At 70.6% G+C, this 19,358-nt stretch carries 19 protein-coding genes and 5 pseudogenes; 16 read left to right on the top strand and 8 right to left on the bottom strand.

All coding sequences use genetic code 11. The annotated features are described in order from the left end of the window. Positions 1 to 36 precede the first annotated feature (36 nt). From DEP02_RS12000 to DEP02_RS12020, 5 genes are read left to right on the top strand one after another with little or no spacing between them, the layout of a single operon-like run. Positions 37 to 1,557 carry an ABC transporter substrate-binding protein gene (locus DEP02_RS12000; protein ID WP_112467329.1) on the top strand — a complete coding sequence of 507 codons (1,521 nt, stop codon included), beginning with the start codon at positions 37 to 39 and terminating at the stop codon, positions 1,555 to 1,557. Beyond that, entirely contained in the window at positions 1,557 to 2,522 is a 966-nt protein-coding gene (locus DEP02_RS12005; protein WP_112467330.1) for an ABC transporter permease, read from the top strand. Before DEP02_RS12000 ends, DEP02_RS12005 begins: the two co-directional genes overlap by 1 nt. Continuing rightward, positions 2,519 to 3,397: an ABC transporter permease gene (locus DEP02_RS12010; RefSeq protein ID WP_112467331.1), complete on the top strand. Its 879-nt coding sequence runs from the start codon at positions 2,519 to 2,521 to the stop codon at positions 3,395 to 3,397. The genes DEP02_RS12005 and DEP02_RS12010 overlap by 4 nt, the downstream gene beginning before the upstream one ends. Beyond that, entirely contained in the window at positions 3,394 to 4,194 is an 801-nt protein-coding gene (locus DEP02_RS12015) for an ATP-binding cassette domain-containing protein (protein WP_112467332.1), read from the top strand. Before DEP02_RS12010 ends, DEP02_RS12015 begins: the two co-directional genes overlap by 4 nt. Next, positions 4,191 to 4,955 (top strand): ABC transporter ATP-binding protein, encoded by a 765-nt coding sequence (locus DEP02_RS12020; protein WP_112467333.1) that lies wholly within the window; start codon positions 4,191 to 4,193, stop codon positions 4,953 to 4,955. The genes DEP02_RS12015 and DEP02_RS12020 overlap by 4 nt, the downstream gene beginning before the upstream one ends. A gap of 14 nt (positions 4,956 to 4,969) precedes the next feature. Here the strand turns inward: DEP02_RS12020 and DEP02_RS12025 are convergent, their stop codons facing one another. Together DEP02_RS12025 and DEP02_RS12030 are read right to left on the bottom strand one after the other, a co-directional pair. Further along, complete coding sequence (locus DEP02_RS12025; RefSeq protein ID WP_112467334.1) at positions 4,970 to 6,175, bottom strand: cytochrome P450; 1,206 nt, start codon at positions 6,173 to 6,175, stop codon at positions 4,970 to 4,972. After that, positions 6,175 to 7,173: a DUF1259 domain-containing protein gene (locus DEP02_RS12030; RefSeq protein WP_112467335.1), complete on the bottom strand. Its 999-nt coding sequence runs from the start codon at positions 7,171 to 7,173 to the stop codon at positions 6,175 to 6,177. Before DEP02_RS12030 ends, DEP02_RS12025 begins: the two co-directional genes overlap by 1 nt. 266 nt (positions 7,174 to 7,439) lie before the next feature. On the opposite strand from DEP02_RS12030, the pseudogene DEP02_RS35825 reads away from it, so the two are divergent. The 3 genes and pseudogenes from DEP02_RS35825 to DEP02_RS12045 form a co-directional block, all read left to right on the top strand. Then, a pseudogene (locus DEP02_RS35825) lies at positions 7,440 to 7,792 on the top strand (transposase); the annotation flags it as partial. 174 nt (positions 7,793 to 7,966) lie between these two features. Further along, positions 7,967 to 8,329 carry a transposase gene (locus tag DEP02_RS35830; protein WP_198668397.1) on the top strand — a complete coding sequence of 121 codons (363 nt, stop codon included), beginning with the start codon at positions 7,967 to 7,969 and terminating at the stop codon, positions 8,327 to 8,329. A 45-nt stretch (positions 8,330 to 8,374) separates the two neighbouring features. Beyond that, positions 8,375 to 8,772: pseudogene (locus DEP02_RS12045) on the top strand (transposase); the annotation flags it as partial. Positions 8,773 to 8,935: 163 nt separating this feature from the next. Here DEP02_RS12045 and DEP02_RS12050 read toward each other — a convergent pair. Then, positions 8,936 to 9,463: a transglycosylase SLT domain-containing protein gene (locus DEP02_RS12050; protein WP_112467337.1), complete on the bottom strand. Its 528-nt coding sequence runs from the start codon at positions 9,461 to 9,463 to the stop codon at positions 8,936 to 8,938. A 300-nt stretch (positions 9,464 to 9,763) separates the two neighbouring features. On the opposite strand from DEP02_RS12050, the gene DEP02_RS12055 reads away from it, so the two are divergent. The 5 genes and pseudogenes from DEP02_RS12055 to DEP02_RS12075 all read left to right on the top strand — a co-directional run bounded on the left by DEP02_RS12055 (position 9,764) and on the right by DEP02_RS12075 (position 12,919). After that, positions 9,764 to 10,450 (top strand): MFS transporter, encoded by a 687-nt coding sequence (locus DEP02_RS12055; protein ID WP_157977426.1) that lies wholly within the window; start codon positions 9,764 to 9,766, stop codon positions 10,448 to 10,450. Continuing rightward, positions 10,447 to 10,842, top strand: a complete 396-nt coding sequence (locus DEP02_RS12060; RefSeq protein ID WP_112467339.1) for an MFS transporter — start codon at positions 10,447 to 10,449, stop codon at positions 10,840 to 10,842. Before DEP02_RS12055 ends, DEP02_RS12060 begins: the two co-directional genes overlap by 4 nt. A 99-nt stretch (positions 10,843 to 10,941) precedes the next feature. Then, the gene (locus tag DEP02_RS12065) at positions 10,942 to 11,619 is read left to right on the top strand and encodes a DsbA family oxidoreductase (protein WP_112467340.1); all 678 of its coding nucleotides are present in this window, start codon (positions 10,942 to 10,944) and stop codon (positions 11,617 to 11,619) included. A 471-nt stretch (positions 11,620 to 12,090) separates the two neighbouring features. Then, positions 12,091 to 12,395: pseudogene (locus DEP02_RS12070) on the top strand (cation:dicarboxylate symporter family transporter); the annotation flags it as partial. Between the two features lie 173 nt (positions 12,396 to 12,568). Continuing rightward, the gene (locus DEP02_RS12075) at positions 12,569 to 12,919 is read left to right on the top strand and encodes a hypothetical protein (RefSeq protein WP_157977427.1); all 351 of its coding nucleotides are present in this window, start codon (positions 12,569 to 12,571) and stop codon (positions 12,917 to 12,919) included. Between the two features lie 512 nt (positions 12,920 to 13,431). Here the strand turns inward: DEP02_RS12075 and DEP02_RS12085 are convergent. From DEP02_RS12085 to DEP02_RS12115, 5 genes and pseudogenes are all read right to left on the bottom strand, one after another. After that, complete coding sequence (locus DEP02_RS12085) at positions 13,432 to 13,878, bottom strand: DoxX family protein (protein ID WP_112467342.1); 447 nt, start codon at positions 13,876 to 13,878, stop codon at positions 13,432 to 13,434. A gap of 901 nt (positions 13,879 to 14,779) precedes the next feature. Then, on the bottom strand, positions 14,780 to 15,325 hold the full coding sequence (locus DEP02_RS12100) for a DoxX family protein (RefSeq protein ID WP_112467344.1): 546 nt from the start codon (positions 15,323 to 15,325) through the stop codon (positions 14,780 to 14,782). Positions 15,326 to 15,461: 136 nt separating this feature from the next. Then, a pseudogene (locus tag DEP02_RS35475) lies at positions 15,462 to 15,631 on the bottom strand (NF041680 family putative transposase); the annotation flags it as partial. Positions 15,632 to 15,688: 57 nt separating this feature from the next. Continuing rightward, complete coding sequence (folE, locus tag DEP02_RS12110) at positions 15,689 to 16,342, bottom strand: GTP cyclohydrolase I FolE (RefSeq protein WP_112467345.1); 654 nt, start codon at positions 16,340 to 16,342, stop codon at positions 15,689 to 15,691. Position 16,343: 1 nt separating this feature from the next. Next, positions 16,344 to 16,745: a hypothetical protein gene (locus DEP02_RS12115; RefSeq protein ID WP_112467346.1), complete on the bottom strand. Its 402-nt coding sequence runs from the start codon at positions 16,743 to 16,745 to the stop codon at positions 16,344 to 16,346. Positions 16,746 to 17,224: 479 nt separating this feature from the next. Here DEP02_RS12115 and DEP02_RS12125 point away from each other — a divergent pair, with 479 nt between their 5' ends. From DEP02_RS12125 to DEP02_RS35835, 3 genes and pseudogenes are all read left to right on the top strand, one after another. After that, complete coding sequence (locus tag DEP02_RS12125; RefSeq protein ID WP_332871954.1) at positions 17,225 to 18,028, top strand: helix-turn-helix transcriptional regulator; 804 nt, start codon at positions 17,225 to 17,227, stop codon at positions 18,026 to 18,028. 202 nt (positions 18,029 to 18,230) lie between these two features. Next, entirely contained in the window at positions 18,231 to 18,788 is a 558-nt protein-coding gene (locus tag DEP02_RS12130; protein ID WP_112467347.1) for a DoxX family protein, read from the top strand. Between the two features lie 123 nt (positions 18,789 to 18,911). Continuing rightward, positions 18,912 to 19,091 (top strand): annotated as a pseudogene (locus DEP02_RS35835) (IS701 family transposase); the annotation flags it as partial. Between the last annotated feature and the right edge of the window lie 267 nt (positions 19,092 to 19,358).

Raw genomic sequence — 19,358 nt, forward strand, 5'->3', positions numbered from 1 at the left:
GCTTCCCGCACCGCAGCACGAAAGAGCTCCTCACCCATGCGCCTCAACAAGACGTTCCTGTACGGCACCGCCACCGCGGCCACCCTCGCCCTGACCCTCACCGCCTGCGGCGGCTCCGGCTCGGGCGGCAGCGCCTCGGGCGGCACCTGGGACAAGAACGCCACCGTCAACATCGGCTCCCTCTACGAGCCGCAGAACCTCGACAACACCGCCGGCGGTGGCCAGGGCGTGACCGAGGCCCTCAACGGCAACGTCTACGAAGGGCTGTTCAAGCTCACCGACGACGGCAAGGTCGAGAAGCTGCTCGCCGAGGACTACAAGGTCGGCGACGACGGGCTCACCTACACCTTCACCCTGCGCGACGGCGTGAAGTTCCACAGCGGCAAGCAGCTGACCAGCCAGGACGTCAAGTACAGCCTGGAGAGGGTCATCGCGGACGACTCCCAGTCCGCCCGCAAGAGCAACCTCGAGGTCATCAAGGACATCGCCACCCCCGACGCGCGGACGGTCGAGGTCACGCTGTCGAAGAAGTCGATCTCCTTCGTCTACAACCTCACCTACGTCTGGATCGTCAACTCCCAGGCGAAGGACCTGAAGACGGCCGAGGACGGCACCGGCCCCTACACGCTGGACAAGTGGACCCGCGGCTCCGCCCTCAGCCTCGACCGGTTCCCCGGCTACTGGGGAGACGCCGCGAGCAACAAGCGCGTCGTCTTCCACTACTACAAGGACGCCACCGCGCTGAACAACGCGCTGCTGACCAACGCCGTCGACGTGGTCACCAGCGAGCAGTCGCCCGACGCCCTCGACCAGTTCAAGAACAACCCCGCCTACAAGGTCACCGACGGCAACTCCACCACCAAGCTGCTGCTCGCCTTCAACAACAGGGCCAAGCCCTTCACCGACGTCAAGGTGCGACAGGCCGTCTCCGCCGCCATCGACGACAAGAAGCTGCTGCAGTCCGTCTGGGGCGAGTACGGCAAGCTCATCGGCTCGATGGTGCCGCCCTCCGACCCCTGGTACGAGGACCTCACCAAGGTCAACGCCCACGACCCGGACCGCGCCAGGAAGCTGCTCGCCGAGGCCGGCTACGACAAGGGCTTCAGCTTCACCCTCGACACCCCGAACTACGACCCGCACCCCACCGCCGCGACCTTCATCAAGTCCGAGCTCGCCAAGGTCGGCGTCGACGTGAAGATCAACACGATCACGTCGGACGAGTGGTACACGAAGGTCTACAAGAACCGCGACTTCACGGCCACGCTCCAGGAGCACGTCAACGACCGCGACCTGGTCTGGTACGGCAACCCCGACTTCTACTGGGGCTACGACGACAAGCAGGTCACGCGGTGGGTCCAGCAGGCCGAGGAGGCCTCCACCACCGACGAGCAGACCGAACTGCTGAAGAAGGTGAACCGCAAGACCGCCGAGGACGCGGCCAGCGACTGGCTCTACCTCTACCCCCAGATCGTCGTCGCGAGCAGCAAGCTGTCCGGCTACCCGGTCAACGGCCTCAACTCGCAGTTCTACGCCTACGACATCGAGAAGAAGGGCTGATGGCCCGCTATCTCCTGCGCCGCCTCGCCTTCCTCCTGGTGTCGCTGGGCCTGGCGAGCGTGGTGCTGTTCGCCCTGCTGCGCATGCTGCCGGGCGACCCGGCCAACGCGCTCACCGCGGTGGGCGCGAGCCCCGAACAGATCGCCGCGGCACGGCAGGCCATCGGATCCGACAGGCCGCTGCCCGAGCAGTTCACCCACTGGCTCGGGCAGCTGGCGAACGGCGACCTGGGCACCTCCTTCGTCAGCTCGTTGCCCGTCGGACCCGAGGTCACCTCCCGGCTGAACGTCACCGTGCCGCTGACGCTCGCCGCGTTCGTCCTCGCCGTCCTCATTGCCGTACCCGCCGGGTTCGTCGCCGCACACAAACGGCACACCTGGTACGGCGCGCTGCTCAATGGCGTGTCCCAACTGGGCATCGCCGTCCCGGTGTTCTGGCTCGGGATGATCCTCATCGCCGTCTTCGCGCTGAACGCCGGCTGGCTCCCGGCCGGCGGCTTCCCCCCGGACGGCTGGTCGGAGCCGGCCGAGGCGATCCGCGCACTCGTCCTGCCGGTCGCCACCATCGCCCTGGTGATGAGCGCGTCCCTGATCCGCTACGTCCGCTCCGCCACCCTTGACGTCCTCGGCAGCGACTACCTGCGCACCGCCCGCGCCCTGGGGGCCTCGTTCGGACGGGCCATGTGGCGGCACGGCCTGCGCAACGCCTCCGTACCGGTCATCTCCATCCTCGGCATCGAGCTGGCCTCGACGCTGCTCGGCGCGGTCGTCGTGGAGTCGGTGTACGCGCTGCCGGGCCTCGGCTCCCTGCTCGCCACCGGCATCGCTCAGCACGACTACCCGGTCGTCCAGGGCGTGCTGTTCGTCTCCACCCTGGCCGTGCTGCTCATCGGCTTCGTCGCCGACCTGGCCCAGCGGATCATCGACCCGCGGCTGCGCGGACGACTCTCGGGAGGCGCCCGATGACCCGGACAGACGTGCTCAGGCCCGTACGGGACGAGAAGGCACCGCCGCGCGGGCGCCAGCCGCGGGGCTCCGCCACCCTCGTCACCGGCTGCGTCCTGGCCGGTCTCATCGCGCTGCTCGCCCTGGTCTCCCTGTTCTGGCTGCCCTATCCCGCCGACGACACCTCCGGCGGACGGCTGGCCGGCCCCGGGGGCGGACACCTGCTGGGCACCGACAAGCTCGGACGCGACCTGTTCACCCAGGTGATGACCGGCTCGCGGATCGCCGTCCAGGCGGGCCTGGGGTCGGTGCTCATCGCCGCCGCGATCGGCGTCACCCTCGGTGTGCTCACCGCGTTCGCGCAGGGATGGCTCGACGACACGCTCGCGGCGTTCCTCGACATCCTGATCGCCTTCCCGACGCTGCTGCTCGCGATGCTCATCGTCGCCGCCCGCTCGGCGACCCTCGGCTCGGCCGTCCTCGCGATCGGCCTGGCGCAGAGCGCGGTCGTCGCCCGGCTGGTGCGCGTCCTCGTCAAGCGGGTGCTGGCGCAGGACTACATCACCGCCGCCCGCACCTCCGGCACCTCCTGGCCCCGGACCGTGGCCGGCCACGTGCTGCCCAACATCTGGCCCACCCTTGTGGTCAACCTCGCCCTCCAGTTCGGGCTCGCCGTACTGGCCGAGGCCGGACTGTCCTACCTCGGGCTCGGCGCACCCCCGCCGAACGCCTCGTGGGGCCGGATGCTCCAGGAGGCCCAGGCCACCTTCACCACCGCCCCGGCGGGCGCGCTCGCCCCCGGCATCCTGCTCGTCCTGCTCGTCATCGGCGTCAACCTCATCGCCGACGGCCTGCGCGACACCCTCGACCCGGCCACCCGCGGCAGGCGCGCATGACCCTCCTCGACGTCCGCGGGCTGACCGTCCGCACCGGTGACGGCCGCACCCTGGTCGACGACGTGTCCTTCACCGTGGCCGGCGGCGAACGCCTCGGCCTCATCGGCGAGTCCGGCTCCGGAAAGTCCCTGACCACGCTCGCCGTGCTCGGCCTGCTGCCCGACGGCATGACCGCCACCGGCAGCGTCGAACTCGCGGGCACCCAGGTCATCGGCGCCCCCGAGAAGCGGCTCACCACCGTCCGCGGCCGGGACGCCGCCGCCGTCTTCCAGGAGCCGCTCACCGCGCTCGACCCGCTGATGCGCGTGGGCCGCCAGATCGCCGGACCCCTCGGCCGGCGCACCGGCCTGAAGGGCAAGGACCTGCGGCGCGCCGTGGCCCACGCCCTCGCACAGGTACGGCTGCCCGACCCCGAGCGCATCGCCCGCGCGTTCCCGCACGAGATCTCCGGCGGACAGCGCCAGCGCGTGGCCCTCGCCATGGCCCTGGCCTGCGAACCCAGGCTGCTCGTCGCGGACGAGCCGACCACCGCCCTGGACGTGTCCGTGCAGGCCGAGATGCTCGAACTCATCGACACGCTGGTCCGTGAGCGCGAGATGGCCGTGCTGTTCGTCAGCCACGACCTCGCCGTGGTGGCCAAGGTGACCGACCGCGCCCTGGTACTGAAGGACGGGCGGGTCGTGGAGGAAGGCGCGGTCCACACCATCGTCGGCGCACCCCGCGAGGAGTACACCAAGGCCCTCGTGGCCAGTGCCCGGCGACTTGAGTCCGCCCTGGACCTGAGGAGCGCGCGATGACCCCCGTACTGGAACTGTCCGACGTCGCGCTGCGCTACCGGGGCAGCACGCACAACGTGGTCGAGGGCGTCTCCCTCGCGGTCGAGGCCGGACACAGTCTCGCCCTGGTCGGCGAGTCGGGAGCGGGCAAGACCACGCTGCTGCGACTGCTGCTGGGACTTGCCCGCCCCACCGCCGGCCAGGTCCGCTTCGACGGCACCGGGCTGTCCGGGCGGAACCGGGAGCAGATGCGCCGCTTCCGGCGCAGCGTCCAGTGCGTCTTCCAGGACCCCTACTCCTCGCTCGACCCGCGCCGCCGCGTGGGCGCCACCGTCGCGGAACCGCTGCTCTCCCTCGGCATCGACCGCCGCGCCACGGCCGGACCGAAGGTGGCCGCGGCCCTGGAGCGGGTCGGCCTGCCGGCCGATGCGGCAGGCCGCTATCCGCACGAGTTCTCCGGCGGACAGCGCCAGCGGATCGCCATCGCCCGCGCCACCGTCTGCTCACCGCGGGTCCTGCTGGCCGACGAACCCGTGAGCGCGCTCGACGTCACCACCCGGGTGAAGGTGGTCGACCTGCTGGCCGAGCTCAAGCAGGAGCAGGGGCTGACGCTCGTGATGGTCTCCCACGACCTGTCGGTCGTCGCCTCCCTGTGCGAGCGCACCGCCGTCCTGGAACGCGGCCGTGTGGTCGAACACGGCGACACCGCCCAGGTACTGGGCCGGCCCGCGCACCCGTACACCCGCCACCTGATCGACAGCGTGCCGCGGCTGCCGGCCTGAACCGCCGACCGTACCTACCAGGCCACCGGCAGCTCCAGGGGAAACCGCCTGATCGTCTCCGTGTCCCACCGCACCTCCTGCGGCGGCACCGCGAGCCGCAGCCCGGGAAAACGCTCCACGAGCCGCCCGACGGCCACTTCGAGCTCCGCCATGGCCAAGGGCATCGCGATGCAGCGGTGCCCGCCCCAGCCGAACGTCATGTGCGGGCGGTTCGGCCGGTCGGGGTCGATGACGTGCGGGTCCGGGTAGCGCTCCGGGTCACGGTTGGCGGTCAGGTACGACACATGGACGAAGTCGCCCGCCGGGATGCGCACACCGTCCAGTTCCACGTCCTCGAGGGCCACCCGGGGAATTCCCACCCCCTTGCGGAACGGGATGTGGCGGAGCAACTCGTGCAGCACGTCGGTCAGCGTCCCGGGCCGGCTCCTGAGACGCTCCATCAGCTCGGGGCGGGTCAGGAGCAGATACACGATGTCGCTGATCTCGCAGGTCGCCGTGTCCTGGCCGCTGAGCGCCAGCGTGAGCGCCATGACCGCCAGTTCCCTGTCGTCGAGCTGCTCCGCACCGTCCCGCGCCGCGGCCATCGCGCTGATGAGGTCCACACCGGGCGAGCTCCGGCGCTGTCCGACGAGTTTGGCGAAGTAGGCCGTCAGATCGGCCTTGGCGCTCGCGGAGGCCTCCTTGTTGTCCGCGTCCACGACGAGCAGCTGGCGCACGGACTCCTGGATGCGGGGCCACTCCTCCCGCTCGATGCCGAGGAGGTCCAGCACGGTGTGCTGGGGAAGCGGGTCGGACAGGTGCTGGACCAGATCCGCCGGCGGGCCCGCCTGCTCCATCTCGTCCAGCAGCTGATCCGCGAGCCGGACGATCCGGTGGCGCATGCTCTCGACCTGCTGCTGGGTGAAGGCCTGCGAGGCCAGGTGGCGGACGCGGCTGCTGTGCGGCGGGTCCATCACATTGATCGATTCGGGCGACACGATGGGCTCGGGCGTCATCCGGGGGTAGTCGTGGCCGATGATGCCCGCCCGGCTGAACCGGTGATCGGTGGTCACCTGCTTGACGGCGTCGAAGCCGGTGACCAGCCAGGCGTCGGCATCGCCGTAGCGAAGCCGGATCCGTGCGGGGGACTCACGGCGCATCAGGTCCGCGAGCGCGGGGTCGAACTCCAGGGCTTCACTGAAATCGAACGGGCAGCTGACCGTCTCGTTCTCACCGGTCATCAGTCGGCTCCTCCGGGCATGGGTACGACGTTGGTGGTGTCCACGGCCTGGCGAAGGGCGTGTGCGAGCCTCACGGCATCGCCGACGGCCCAGTAGTGGACGAAGAACAGGCGCGGTTCGTCGGTCAGGTTGTGGTGGTGCAGCTCGACGAGTTCGATGCCGCCGCGCCGCAGGGCCGTGAGGGCGGGCTGGACCTCATTGGCGATCATCACCAGGTCACCACTGATCGCGGCCCTTCCGCCGCCGAGCGGCTGGAAGCTGACGGCGGTGGTGGCGCCCAGACCCGGAGGCAGGATCACAGAGCCGTCGACCACGGTCTCACGGCGGACGAAAGTGCACTTGTAGATCTCCTCGTCGGCGAATCCCTTGACACCCATCGCGGCGTCGATCGCGGCGGTGTCCAGGTCGACGCGCGGCGGAGAAGTGACGGGTACGGGGGGCGGGGTGCCGGTGGAGTCGATCGCGGCGCGCAGACCGCGGGCGATGGCGACGGGGTCGTGGCCGTGGGCGTGCACATGAACCCACCAGATGTCCGGCTCGTGGGCGAGCAGGTGCTTGTGGAGGGCGGTCTGCATGATCCCACGCGCCTGCAGGATGTCGACGAAGCGCTGCAGTTCGCGCTCCGTGACCACGGCGTCGCCCATCAGGAACGTGCTGTGATCGGCGTACCGGACGAAGGACACGTGCGTGCCCAGGGCGAGTGCGGGGTGGATCCGGATGCCGTGGGAGTGGACCGTGAGGTCCCGGCGCGGAAAGCCCGTGTGGTACATGAACCGCCTCATGTCACCGGGTCGGCCGAGAACCCTGCCCACGTCCTTCCAGTCCGCCAGCTTGGTCATCACCGGCTCGACCGGAGCGCGGGTTCCCGGCCCGGCGGACAGGGCGCGGGCACCTGCCGACACCCCGGTGAGCGCGGGTGCCAGGGCCGCCGCGGCCAGTACGCGGCGCCGGGACGTAGTGAATCGAGAACGGGTTTCGTACTGTAGTTGATCAGCCATACCATATGCCTCCTGGCGCGATGGAATCACGGGAGAAAGCGCGGACCCGTGACCCGCTCCGCCACGCCCAGCCAGGTGGGCTAACGGCTCTTCCCCGTCACCTGGACCTTCCCCGCCGCAACCGCGCGGGAGTGTCATGAATCAGGTGTGCGGCTCCCCGAAGGAGTCACCTGATGGGTACGACAACGGATCACCGGATCGAGACCTTGGCCAGCGTGTCGCTTGCCGTGGCCGACGGCAGTGTCCAGGGTGCCGACGTGAAGTCGATGCCGGTGTCGCCGAACGGTCTGTCCCGCGAATTGCTGGAGGAACCGGCCGCGCTCGCGGCCGAGAAGGTCCGCGGGGAGGGACTGCGGCTGATGGGCGAGGGCGGGCTGCTGCCCGAACTGGCCCAGCACCTGATGCAGGCCGCCCTGGAGGCGGAGATGGACGAGCACCTGGCCGCCGAGGCCGGCCGGGGCGGCGGGCGCGGGTCCCGCTCGGGCGGCAACATGCGCAACGGCTACCGGGCCAAGAAGGTCATGACGGAGGCCGGCGCGGTGACGGTGCAGGTCCCCGGGACCGGCTGGGCACTTTCCGGCCCCGGCTGCTGCCCGGGTACGCCCGCCGCACCGGCGCTGGAACGAAGGGGGTCAGAAACGCCGCACAGCTCTGCCGCGAGATCAAAGAACTGGGTTGTCCCGGAGGGGAGTTGGCAGTTCAGCGTCATCTGCTGCGCTACCGGGCCGGGCGTGGACACGCATCCGTGGCGGGGCCCAAACCTCCGTCGGTCCGCGAGGCCACCTCGTGGATCATGACCCACCCGGAACACTTGCGGGACGAGGACGCGGACAAGCCGCACCGTCTGCGCGAGCGGGATCCCGAGCCGGACCGGCTCACCCTGTACGTCAGGAGGTTCGCCGCGATGATGACCGGCCACCACGGCGACCGTCTCGAGAACTGGATCGCCGACGTCGAACGGAACACCCCGGCCCCGCCGGCGCCCTTCGCCCGCATTTTCCGCCGGGACTTCGACGCCGTCCGCAACGGGCTGTCCCTGCCCCGTAGTTCCGGTGCCGTGGAGGGTGACATCAACCGGCTGAAGATGCTGAGACGCCAGATGTTCGGCCGGGCCGGACTCGATCTCCTTCGCGAACGCGTCCTGCTCGCACGATGAGCCGGACCACCCGGATCACAAGATCGTCGACAGAACGCCGAGGCCGCCCGTGGTCTCAAGTCCGTCCACACCGCCGTCAACGAGGAAGAGGCCCGGGCGCGTCTCGTCGGCTTCGACGCCACCTGGGGCAAGCGCTACCCCTCGATCACGGGAACCCGGGAGCGGGCCTGGAGCGAGTTCGTGCCCTTCCTCGGCCTGCCTGACGCCATCCGGCAGGTCGTCCGCACCACCAACGCCATCGAGAGCCTGAACGCCCGCTACCGGCGCGGGGCCCAGGCCTGCGGGCACTTCCCCAACGAGCAGGCCGCCCTCAAACGCCTCCACCTCGCCGCCCTCGCCCTCGACCCACAGGCCGCGGCCGCCGGTGCTGGAACAACCGCTGGAAGTCCGCCCTCAGCGAGTTCGACGTCCTCTTCGACGGCCGCCTTGCCGTCGGACGAGTGCGGACCGATCAGCTCACCGACCAACTCGTAGGCCAAACAGGCGAATCACGCCTGAATTCCTGATAGACCCAACTGACACTGCTGCGGTCGGCAGTTGACCGCAGCAGTGTCAGGGCATCGCGGCCCGGGCAACACCGGCCCGCCCCGTGCGGGGTGCGCCGGATCAGTAGGCGGAGTTGACGTTGTCGATGGAACCGTAGCGGTGGGCGGCGTAGTTGGCCGCTGCGGTGATGTTGGCGACCGGGTCGGTGACGCTGTGGGCGGTGCCGGAGACGTGGTAGGCCTTGAAGGTGGGGTCGATGACCTGGAGGAGGCCCTTGGAGGGGGTGCCCTTCTTGGCGTTGACGTCCCAGTTGTTCTGGGCGTTGGGGTTGCCGCCGGACTCGCGCATGATGTTGCGCTTGAGGCCCTCGTAGCTGCCGGGGATGCCCTTGGCCTTCATGACCTTCAGGGACTGCTTGATCCAGCCGTCGAGGTTGTTGGCGTAGCCGGTCTTGCCCTGGTAGGCGGTGCGGCTGTCGTGGGAGGCGGCCGTGACCACGGAGGAGGCGTTCACCTGCGTCGCTTCGGCGGCCTGTGCGGGCGAGGGCATCAGGGTGAGCGCGGCGGCTGCGGCGCCGGTGGTGGCGATGCCGGTCAGGGTGAGGGTGCGCAGGCGGGCGAGGCGGCTGGTGCGGGTGGTCGCGGTCATGCGGAAGGAATCTCCAGTGGGGTACGTCGTCAGGGGTGCCGGCCGCTGTCGGTCGCGGTGGCGTTGGGGCGAGGCCCCGTGCTGCGGGCCTGAGCGCGGATCCGGCGGAGTCCGCCCGGTCGTCCGTCTCGTGGCTCGAAGCAACGACAGCCATGGTTAGCGGCGGGCGGGATGGAGCGCAAAGGTGTGACGTACTACCCGACTACGGAGAAATATCCGAAATGCTCAAATTCGGAACCTTTTGCGCTGCTTGGTGCGGTCGGACCTCTACTACCCGCGGTAGGACGTGATCCGGCTCCTATGGGTGGCATCACATCGACGGGCCCCATCGAGGCCGCCGTTCGGGCCTCCGCGGGACAGCTGGTGAGTGTGTACGCGCTGGGCACCGTTCTCGCCGCGATTCCGGCTACCGCGATGACGCGCGGTCCGCGCCGTAAGCCGGTGCTGATCGGCGGGCTGAGCGGCTTCCTCGTCGCCAACACGATCACTGCTCCGGCCCCCTCTCTGGCGGTGGCCCTGGTGGGCCGGCTGCTCGCGGGGGCCTTCGCGGGGCTGCTGTGGAGCATGCCGGCCGGGTACGTGCGGCACATCGTCGCCCCGCGGTTCGCGGGACGTGCGCCGGCCGTGGCGACCGCCGGCACTCCGGTCGCCCTGGCCATCGGTGCACCGGTCGGGTCCTGGCTCGGCAGCGTGACCGACTGGCGCTGGACGTTCGGCGTGATGTCGGTGCTGTCCGTGATCGTCATCGCCTGGGCGCTGCTGGTCGTCCCGGACGCACCGGGGCAGCCCAAGCAGGCGCGCAAGCCGCTGCTGAAGGTCGCCGCGATCCCCGGCATGGTGCCGATCCTGGTCACCGTCGTGGCCTGGATGTTCGCCCACAACGTGCTCCACACCTGCATCGGCCCTTACCCGCACGGCTTCGGCATCTCCCCGGACGTCGACCTGGCGCTGCTGATCTTCGGTGTCCCTCGCCGGCCGGCCTGGTGATCACTGCCGCGGTCGTGGACCGGGCGCTGCGCCGGGTTACCCTGGGCGCACTGGTGCTGTTCATCGCGGCCGCGGTGCTCCTGAGCACCGGTGAGGTGTCGGGCGTGCCCGCCGTGGTGGGCCTGGTGCTGTGGGGCCTGGGCTTCGGTGGTGCCGCCACCCAGATGCAGGCCGCGCTGGCCGGGGCCGCCGGCCCGGACACGGATGCGGCCGTGTCGGTGTTCACCGTCGCGTTCGACCTGGCCATCGCCGTCGGCGGCGTCATCGGCGCCGTCCTCGTCGAAGGCACCGGAGCCGCGGCCCTTCCCGCCGCGATGGGCGCCGCGGCCCTCGTCGCGTTCGGCGCGGTTGCCTCCTCCCACCGCACCGCATTCCCCGCCGGCCGCCGCTGAGGCTGAACGAGCCGCCCCGTTTTCCGCCCGTACCCGCCTGGCCGGACACCCCGGTCAGGCCCCCCGTCGCCCTGCCCGCCCATGAAAGGAAGGCATCTCATGAGCCCCCGCCCCCAGTCCGCCGCCCCCCGCTCCTCCCAGCCGGTCACCATCCGCGTCTGGTCGGACTTCGTCTGCCCCTTCTGCCTGCTGGCCGAGACGCCTCTGCGCGAAGCGACCGCCGACCTGGACGTGGACATCCACTGGATGCCCTTCGAGCTGCGGCCCCACCCGACCCCCACGCTGCGGCCCGAGGACCCCTACCTGCCCACGACGTGGGAGCGCGGCGTCTACCCGATGGCCGAACGTCTCGGTGTCGACATCACCCTCCCCACCATCTCGCCCCAGCCCTACACGCGCCTGGCTTTCGAGGGCTTCCAGTACGCCGCCGCCCACGGCAAGGGCGACGCGTACACCCCCCGCGTGCTGCGGGCCTTCTTCCAGGAGAACCGCGACATCGGCCGGATCGGTGTCCTGAGTGACATCGCCGCCGAACTGGGCCTGGACGCCGCCGGCTTCACCGCCGCCCTGGAGCAGGGCACCTTCACCCGGGCCCACCAGGAGGCGTTGCGCGAGGCCGCGGCACACCGCATCACCGTCGTCCCCACCCTGATCATCGACGGGCACACCCGCATCGAGGGCGTCCCCGACCCCGCACGCATCCGCAAGGCCGTGCTGGACGCACAGGCCCACAGCACCGACGCGCAGGGACCGACCTGCGGCATCGACGGCTGCTGACAAGCCGGCCCGGACCGTGGGGGCACACGGTGCGCATCGTGTGCCCCCACGCCGCACGCCCGGCGGGCCACCGCCGCTACGCCGCCTGCGCGGTGGGCGGACGGCCGGCCTTCCGGGACCATCCGGGAACTGCCCAGCGGACACCCAAACCCTCCTGGCGCACCGCACCCGGGTCGAACAGCGGCTGGCCGTCCACTGACCAGCCCCGCCCGGCAGGAAAGGAACGCCTGGGTGCGGTGACTGCGGCACCGGCCGCGCCCGGGCCCCTGGGGGGAGAGCCCCTTCGGCAGCAGTCCCAGTCCCTCTGTCCTGGTCGCCCGGGCGCGCGCCCTGAACCGACTGACCGCCCCCACCCGCACTCGCACCGGACCCCGGCGGAGGCCTGGCCGGCACATCCGCGGCCGTCCAGGCACCGCTGACGGATGTGCGGAACGAACCACCGCACCGCGGGCCTGCACCGCCTACGGCACCTTCGTCTCGGTGATCGGCTCGGCGGCACCGCCGGTCCGACGGGCGCGACCGTCATGCTGACGCTCACCCTGTCCACCCTCGGCCTGCCGATGGAGGACGTGGGCCTGCTGCTCGCCGTCGACCCGATCCCGGGCATGATACGTACCGTCGGCAACGTCGCGGGCCAGGCCCTCGTCCCGGTGCTCGTCTCCGCCTACGCGGAGATCCTGGACCGGACGAAGTACGACAACGCCTCGGCCTCCCCGGCCGGCCACGTGCAGAGCGTCTACGACGAGCCGCAGCCGGCCGCCCCGGTGTCCGCCTGACGCCCGTCTCGTTCCGGGCACACGACCTCCCCGCCCTGCCGGCCGACAGTCGGCAGGGCGGGGCGCGTCCAGGAACGGGTTGCGGGTGCGGGCCGGCGCTGACCGCGCCGACAGGCGGTGGCAGGTGGTTCGCTGCCCGGCGCCTTGACAGCTCATCTCATTGGGCCAGTTCGGTGGACATGGTGCAGGAGGCGGCCCCGGGATCGCCGAACGCGCCGTCCGGGTGGACCAGTTGCAATGATGGAGGCGACGGCCGGGGAGAGGATGCGGCCGAGGACAACCACGAGCATGACCGCGTAGGGGGTTGTCTGTTTCGCCGTGGGCTCCTCGGGAAGCGTGGTGACCTCGCCGAGTCCGAGACAGGAGTACACGGCGACCGCGACGCCGTCATCGCCGATTTCACCCTGCGCGGGAACTCGGGCGTTGTCGAAGGCCATGTCGACCGGATCAAGATGCTCAAGCGCCGGATGTTCGGCCGTACCGGCTTCGAGTTGCTGCGCAAGCGGGCCCTGCCGGCCCGCTGAGCGTGCCGGCCCACTGGGCTGTGCTCGACGCGAGAAGCAGCCCGATGGACCCTCGCACACCCCGCGTGCGGCGCAAGCCGACCGCCGCCCGGATCGCAGCACTCGAGTCCGAACGCGCCGTCACTCTCCCCGACCCGTACCGGCAGTTCCTTCTGCACATCGGTGGATCCGGAGCAGGGCCCTTGCACGGCCTCGAGGCTCTGGAGAACTGCACTCTGCTCGTCATGCAGCCGGGCTCGGCGCCGGGTACGCCACGCGGCTTCGACGAGGCGAGCGGCGCGGAGGAAGGAGATCTCTTCCCGCACATCATCGAGACGGGCTGCACGGACGTGTGTCTTCTGGCTCTCACCGGCTCCCTCACAATGGCCCGGGGCCTGGACAGCCGAGCGCCGGAACTCACCTCGCCACGACTTTGCGGCCACCCGGACCGGCCGGGCCGAGGCCAAGCACTGGCCTGGATCCGGCGCCGGCCCCGATCGGCCTCGGCCCCGATCCTGCCGAATGCCTGCGCGTCACCGGACCTGTCCGGGCACCGGCCGGGCGGAGCTCCTGGTGCCGCCGCGGCGGACCAGGCCCGACAGGGCCAGGGCTCCCGGTCCGAAGAAGACCAGCAGCAAGAAGCCCCAGCAGAACAAGGCCGGGGACAGGCCGCCGTTCTGCAGCGGGAAGAGCCCGTCCTTCTGGTGCTCGGTGAAGTAGGCGAAGGCCATGATTCCCGAGCTGAGGAATGCCGCGCTGCGTGTCGCGACTCCGAGGAGGACAAGAGCGCCACAGACCAGCTCGATCACCCCTGCGTACCAGAACGGCCAGTCACCCGTGGGGCTGCTCCGCCGGCCCAGTACCCCGAAGACCGTGGCGGCACCCTCGCTGGTGAACAGCAGACCAAGGACGATACGGAACAAGCCCAGAACGAGAGGCTGGTGGCTCGACAGCCGGTCGCCCAGGCGAACGGTGCTCATCGGTGTGTACTCCTCGAATCGGTCGGTGCGCCGTAGGGGTGAGGGCCAACGGGAGAGGCCCTCCGCCCTTCTCTACGCGCGCGCCGGGCGGGCGGTTCAGCGGAACCCCGCCCGTCGGCGGCGAGGACGCCGTTGAAGGGGCAACCAGTGCCGCACTCCATGCCTGGCGCACATCCGGTGACGATCGCCGAGCAGCGCCCGTGCACGCCGGACAGGACCGGGCTCGCTCCGCCTCGGCGGACACCATCGGTGTGGTGGTCGGGCCGCGAGGACAGTCTCGTACTCGGCGGGACTGCGGTAGCCGAGGCTGCTGTGCAGCCTCCGCAAGTCGTACCGGCTTTCGATCCACTCAAGGACCGCGGTGTGGGCGGCTGCCCGACTGGGCACGGCCGGACGACGGCCGTGGCAGGCGGCCCGCAATGCGTCGGCGACCGGTTCGGTCCGCAGGTGGACGGCGGTGGCCCAGCCGGCCACGCGGCGGGAAGCGATGTCGATGACGGTGGTCGGGTACAGCCGGTCCTCCTCGGTCGGGCTGCAGGATGGTGGGGGCCGGGGGCAGACGGAACCCTCCGCGCGTGCGCTGGAAGGTGGCGAGGAGTCCGGGGAAGCGCTCGCGCAAGCGGGAGCGGAGCGTGTTGCGGGCCTGAGCGCGGTCCCGGACCGCGTTCTGCTGAGCCCGGGCCGACACGGCGACGGCCTGGGCGAGTTCGCTGTCGTCCGGCAGCGGCCGGTGGGCGGCCCGGTCCGCGAAACGGTGGGGCGGGGATGCGGGGTGGGGCGGCAGCAGGTTCCGGAACAACGGAACCCCGACGTACGAAGGCCGTAGGGAGGTGCACCTCCCTACGGCCTTGGCACGGCACCGCAGCAGACCTGCTTCCGCGTGGCGTCGAAGCGACGGCGCTCAGTTGCGGATGAGCAGGACGAGGCCGGCGAGCACGACGGCGAGCACGACGGCGGCGACACCGTGTACCAGCCGGTGCGCGCGCAGCCCGGGCAGGAAACGGTCGGCGGCGATCCTGCCGGGCCCGGTGAGGGCCAGTCCGGCCGCACCGGCGATCAGCAGGACTTCGTACTCGACGCCCTGCGGAGCGAAGAAGCCGCCGCCCCACTTGACGGCCAGCGCGTTGATCATCGTGCCGAGGACGGCCGCGCCGGCGAGCGGCGTCAGCAGACCGAGCGCAAGGCCGAGCCCGCCGAGGGTCTCGCTGAGTCCGGCGATCGCGGCCATCGTCTCGCCCGAGGGGTAGCCGCTCATGGTGAAGAACTGGGCGGTGCCCTCAATCCCTCCGCCGCCGAACCAGCCGAACAGCTTCTGTGCCCCATGCGCTGCGACGGTCAGTCCGAGGGCGACGCGGACGATCAGCAACCCGGCGTCGTAGGAGTGCAGCGAGGTGCCCTCGGTGACGGTGGGGGAGGAAGCGGTGGAGCGGGTGAGGGGGGAAGTCATGTCGCACGGATCTTTCTGAAGGAACGAGAGGAAGAGCTTGAAAATTCAAGCTCCTGGTCGAGGGTAATCCATGCGTGAAAGTTCAACAACTTTTCGATCGGCTCCAGCACCACGCAGATCACGGTTGCCTTGGCGACGGGGAGGTGCCGTCTGCCGTGGCCCAGGAGGAGCGTGGTGGGGCGGCTTGGAGCGGAGCCGGTCCCAGGAGCGGGCGGTGGCGGTTCCGTACGGACGTGCACGGGTGACGGTTTCGGTGTCCGGGGTGCTCCGGGTGCCGGGCCGGCCGAAGACGAACTCGCTTCCATGAGGTCAGTCCCTGCAGGACGGTCGGCCTCAACGGTGTTGCCATGACGTCGGCACGGGTCAGGAGGCCGCGCTGGTGAGGGCGAGGAACTCGCTGCGGGAGCGGGCGTCGGTGCGCAGCAGACCGAGGAGGGTGGAGGTCATGGTGCTGGAGCCGGTGGCCTGGACGCCGCGCAGGGTCATGCAGGTGTGCTCGGCCTCGATCACCACGCCGACGCCCTTGGGCTCCAGATGCGCCTGCAGCCAGTCGGCGACCTGCTTGGTCAGGCGTTCCTGGACCTGCGGCCGACAGGCGAAGTGCTCGACGACACGGGCCAGCTTCGACAGGCCCAGGATGCGGGCGCCGGGCAGGTAGCCGACGTGGGCGGTGCCGACGAACGGCAGCAGATGGTGCTCGCACACCGACCGGACGGGTATGCGGCGGGCCAGGACGAGTTCGTCGTAGCCCTCGTCGTTGGGGAAGGTGGTCAGGTCGAAGGGACGGGGGCTGAACAGTTCGGCATACGCGCGGGCCATCCGGCCCGGTGTGCCGCGCAGGCTCTCCGAGGCGGTGGAGATGCCGAGAGCGTCGAGGAACTGGCCGACCGCGTGTTCCGCGGCGGCCAGGTCGATACCGCCGGGCTCGTGGACCACCCGCAGGGCGGGCCGTGCGGATGCCGTTCCGTCCTCGTATGCGTCTGCGCGGGCGGTGGCGCGGTGCGGGCGCTCGGTCATGTCAGCCGCTCCCGACGCTCAGGGCGGTGGGCAGGACCAGGACGAGAGTGACCACGGCGAACAGGCCGTGTGCCGGCACCACCGGCAGCGGGAAGCGCCGTTCGGTGGGGACGGCCCCTCCGGCTCCGTGCGCCGTGGCGGCGGCCGGTATCGCCCCGGCAGAGGCGTGGTCCCGGTGGGCGGGGATCCAGCGGGCCGGCATCACGAACCCCGGCAGGGCGGCCGGCGGCAGCAGACCGAACGAAGTCCGGGCCAGGGCGAAGTGCCCGAAGACGACCGGCGCGGGCAGGCGGCTGGTACCGGACTGCTGCCGGCGGATCCCGCTGTGCCGGATCCAGGCGCCGAGCAGGTGAAGGCCGCCGAGGGCGGTGGCCGCCCGGGTGATCAGTGCGGCGATGTCCATGGGGAACCCCCAAGTGATGACGATGACGGAGGCGTCCGGACGGCACCGGCCGTCGTGGCAGGCGCTCGGAGCGGCTCACACGACGGAACGCACGCCCTGTGCGGTCCGGCCGGGCGGGTATCCCGCGGGCTGGGTGCTCTCGTCGGCGACTCGTACGCCGTAGCGGTGGGCGAGCCTGCCGCCCAGGAACCCCAAGACCGCCCGAGCGGCCGGGCTGAGCGCAGACCGCACGAGTTCGCCGACGCCGACAGGGCGCCGATCGGCACCGTCACCAGGATCGGGTGGAACGGGTGGCCGTGCGGGCCGGCGAGCGAGGCGCCGACCGGACGCCTCGCCCGAAGCTGAGACTCACTGGCCATCGCAACCTCCGGTAATTTCACCAATAAGTCTTGGCTTATTGCGTGAGGGCGTCAAGGTGCCTCGGCGCAGAAGCTGAAAAGAGCGGTTGCGCCTACGTGAATGGGAGTTACGGTGGTCTCGTGGTCTCCGAACCAACCGTGTCGGCCGACGCCGCCGGCACCGCCATCGACTCCGTCAGCGTCCTGAGTGACGAATCACGGCGGCGCATGTTCGCCTTCATCCGGCGCGCCCGCCGCGCCGTCACCCGCGACGAGGCCGCTGCCAGCGTCGGCATCTCACGCAAACTCGCAGCCTTCCACCTCGACAAACTCGTCGATGCCGGGCTGTTGCGCGCGTACTACGAAACACCCGGCGGGATCCGCAAGGTCGGCAGGCGGCCGAAGGTGTACGAAGCCACCGACGCCCAGATCACGGTCAGCATCCCCGAGCGGCGCCACGAACTCCTGGCGGACCTTCTGCTGGATGCCGTTCTGACCGAAGGCGCCGACGAGAGCGCCACGCAGGCAGCCGTGCGGTCGGCCGAACAGCGGGGCCGACGGATGGGCGAGGCCGCGCGGGAGGAGACCCGGCCGGGCCGGCTGGGCCCCGAGCGCGGGCTGACCGCCTGCGAACGCCTGCTGGACCGTTACGGCTACGAGCCCGTCCGGGAAACCCCCACCCGGCTCCGGCTGCGCAACTGCCCCTTCCACCCGCTGGCCGCAAGGGCTCCCGACCTGGTGTGCGGCATGAACCAGGCTTTTCTCAGCGGCTACCTCAACGGCCTTCAGGTCAACGGAGTCCAAGCCGTCCTGGCGCCCGAGCCCGGCGAATGCTGCGTCCGGCTCGAGCCCGGCGACACCGATGGCGACCCCGCCCCGGTCTCTCCGCAGACCGCGCCCGGACGTACGACCACGTCCGCTGCGGAAAGATCCGACGGGCGTTGATCAGACAGCCGAAGACCTCTGACTCCGCGTCGGCCTCCTCACAGACCGGGCCCGGACGCACGACCCCCTCCGCTGCGGAAGGACCGGCGGGAGGGAAAGCTCTCCACGACGCCACGCGGGGTTCACCAAGTGACCGGTGCCTCGGCATTCGACCGAGCTGGGGGGACATATCCGTTCTGGTATTGCCTACCGGAGCATCATCATGTCGACCAAGCGCATCCTCAACCGATCTGAACATTTCACGGAACCGGCAGCGCGTCCGACCGCCGCGCCCACGGCGACCGCGGCCGACTGCGGCCTGCTGCTCATCCGCCTGACCTTCGGCCTGCTGATGGCCGCACACGGTGCCCAGAAAATCTTCGGGCTGTTCGGAGGTGGTGGCCTGACGGCGACCGGCAAGGGTTTTGCGGCCCTGGGCTATCGTCCGGGAAAGCTCTTCGCCTTGATCGGGGGCCTGTCCGAGTCGCTGGGCGGCCTCGGCCTGGCCCTCGGGCTGCTCACGCCGCTCGCGGCTGCCGCCCTGATCGGCGTCATGATCAATGCGATGGCAACGGTCACCGGCGCCCACGGCCTGTGGGAGACCGACGGTGGCGTCGAATACAGCGTGTGCATCGCCGTCGTCGCCCTGGCTGTCACGGCCATCGGTCCGGGCCGGCTGGCTGTCGACCGATTGTTCCGCTGGGGCGCGGGCGGCTGGAAGGAGGCTGCCTTCGCCCTCGGCCTGGGCGGCGCCGCAGCTGCGATCACGCTCAGCCTCTAGTAAAACTCCATCAGGTCTTCCTTTCGGTCCTGTTCAAGAGCACGTTGGACGAGTGGACGCACATGAAGTGAACCGGGTCCGGGCGACGTCGGCGTTGTTCGTGGCCGAACGAACGCAGTTCCCTGGGACCGGCACATCACCCTCGCGATGCTCGCGCACGCCTTCCTCGCGGTGATGACCGCGCAGGAGCGCGAAAAGGGGGCTGCACCGGTGAGGAAGCTGAGGCCATCGAGCTCACCGTGGCGGAAGTGCGGCGACTTGTGGCAGCTCGCGCTCCCCGCCACCCTCACATCCACGCGTTGAACCGGTCGCGCCGGCGCCGACGACGCCGGGCCGTGGCCAGCCACTGCCACTACCGCCGTCGGGGGCACCCTTCGAGGGGCGGGCGGGCAGAAGCCGCCCGTGACCACAGCCCGCCCGCTACACTCCCACCGCTCGACGTTTCCCCAGGTCAGACATCAAAGTGCTGCTGGAGTATCAGTACCCCAGCAGCAGATCGTGATCTTCATGTTTGATTCGCGGCCTGTCAGCGGCGATGGCCGGCCCAGGCTCGGGCCTGGTGGTGACGTC

This window comes from Streptomyces triticisoli, from assembly GCF_003270085.1.
Taxonomy (GTDB): Bacteria; Actinomycetota; Actinomycetes; order Streptomycetales; family Streptomycetaceae; genus Streptomyces; species Streptomyces triticisoli.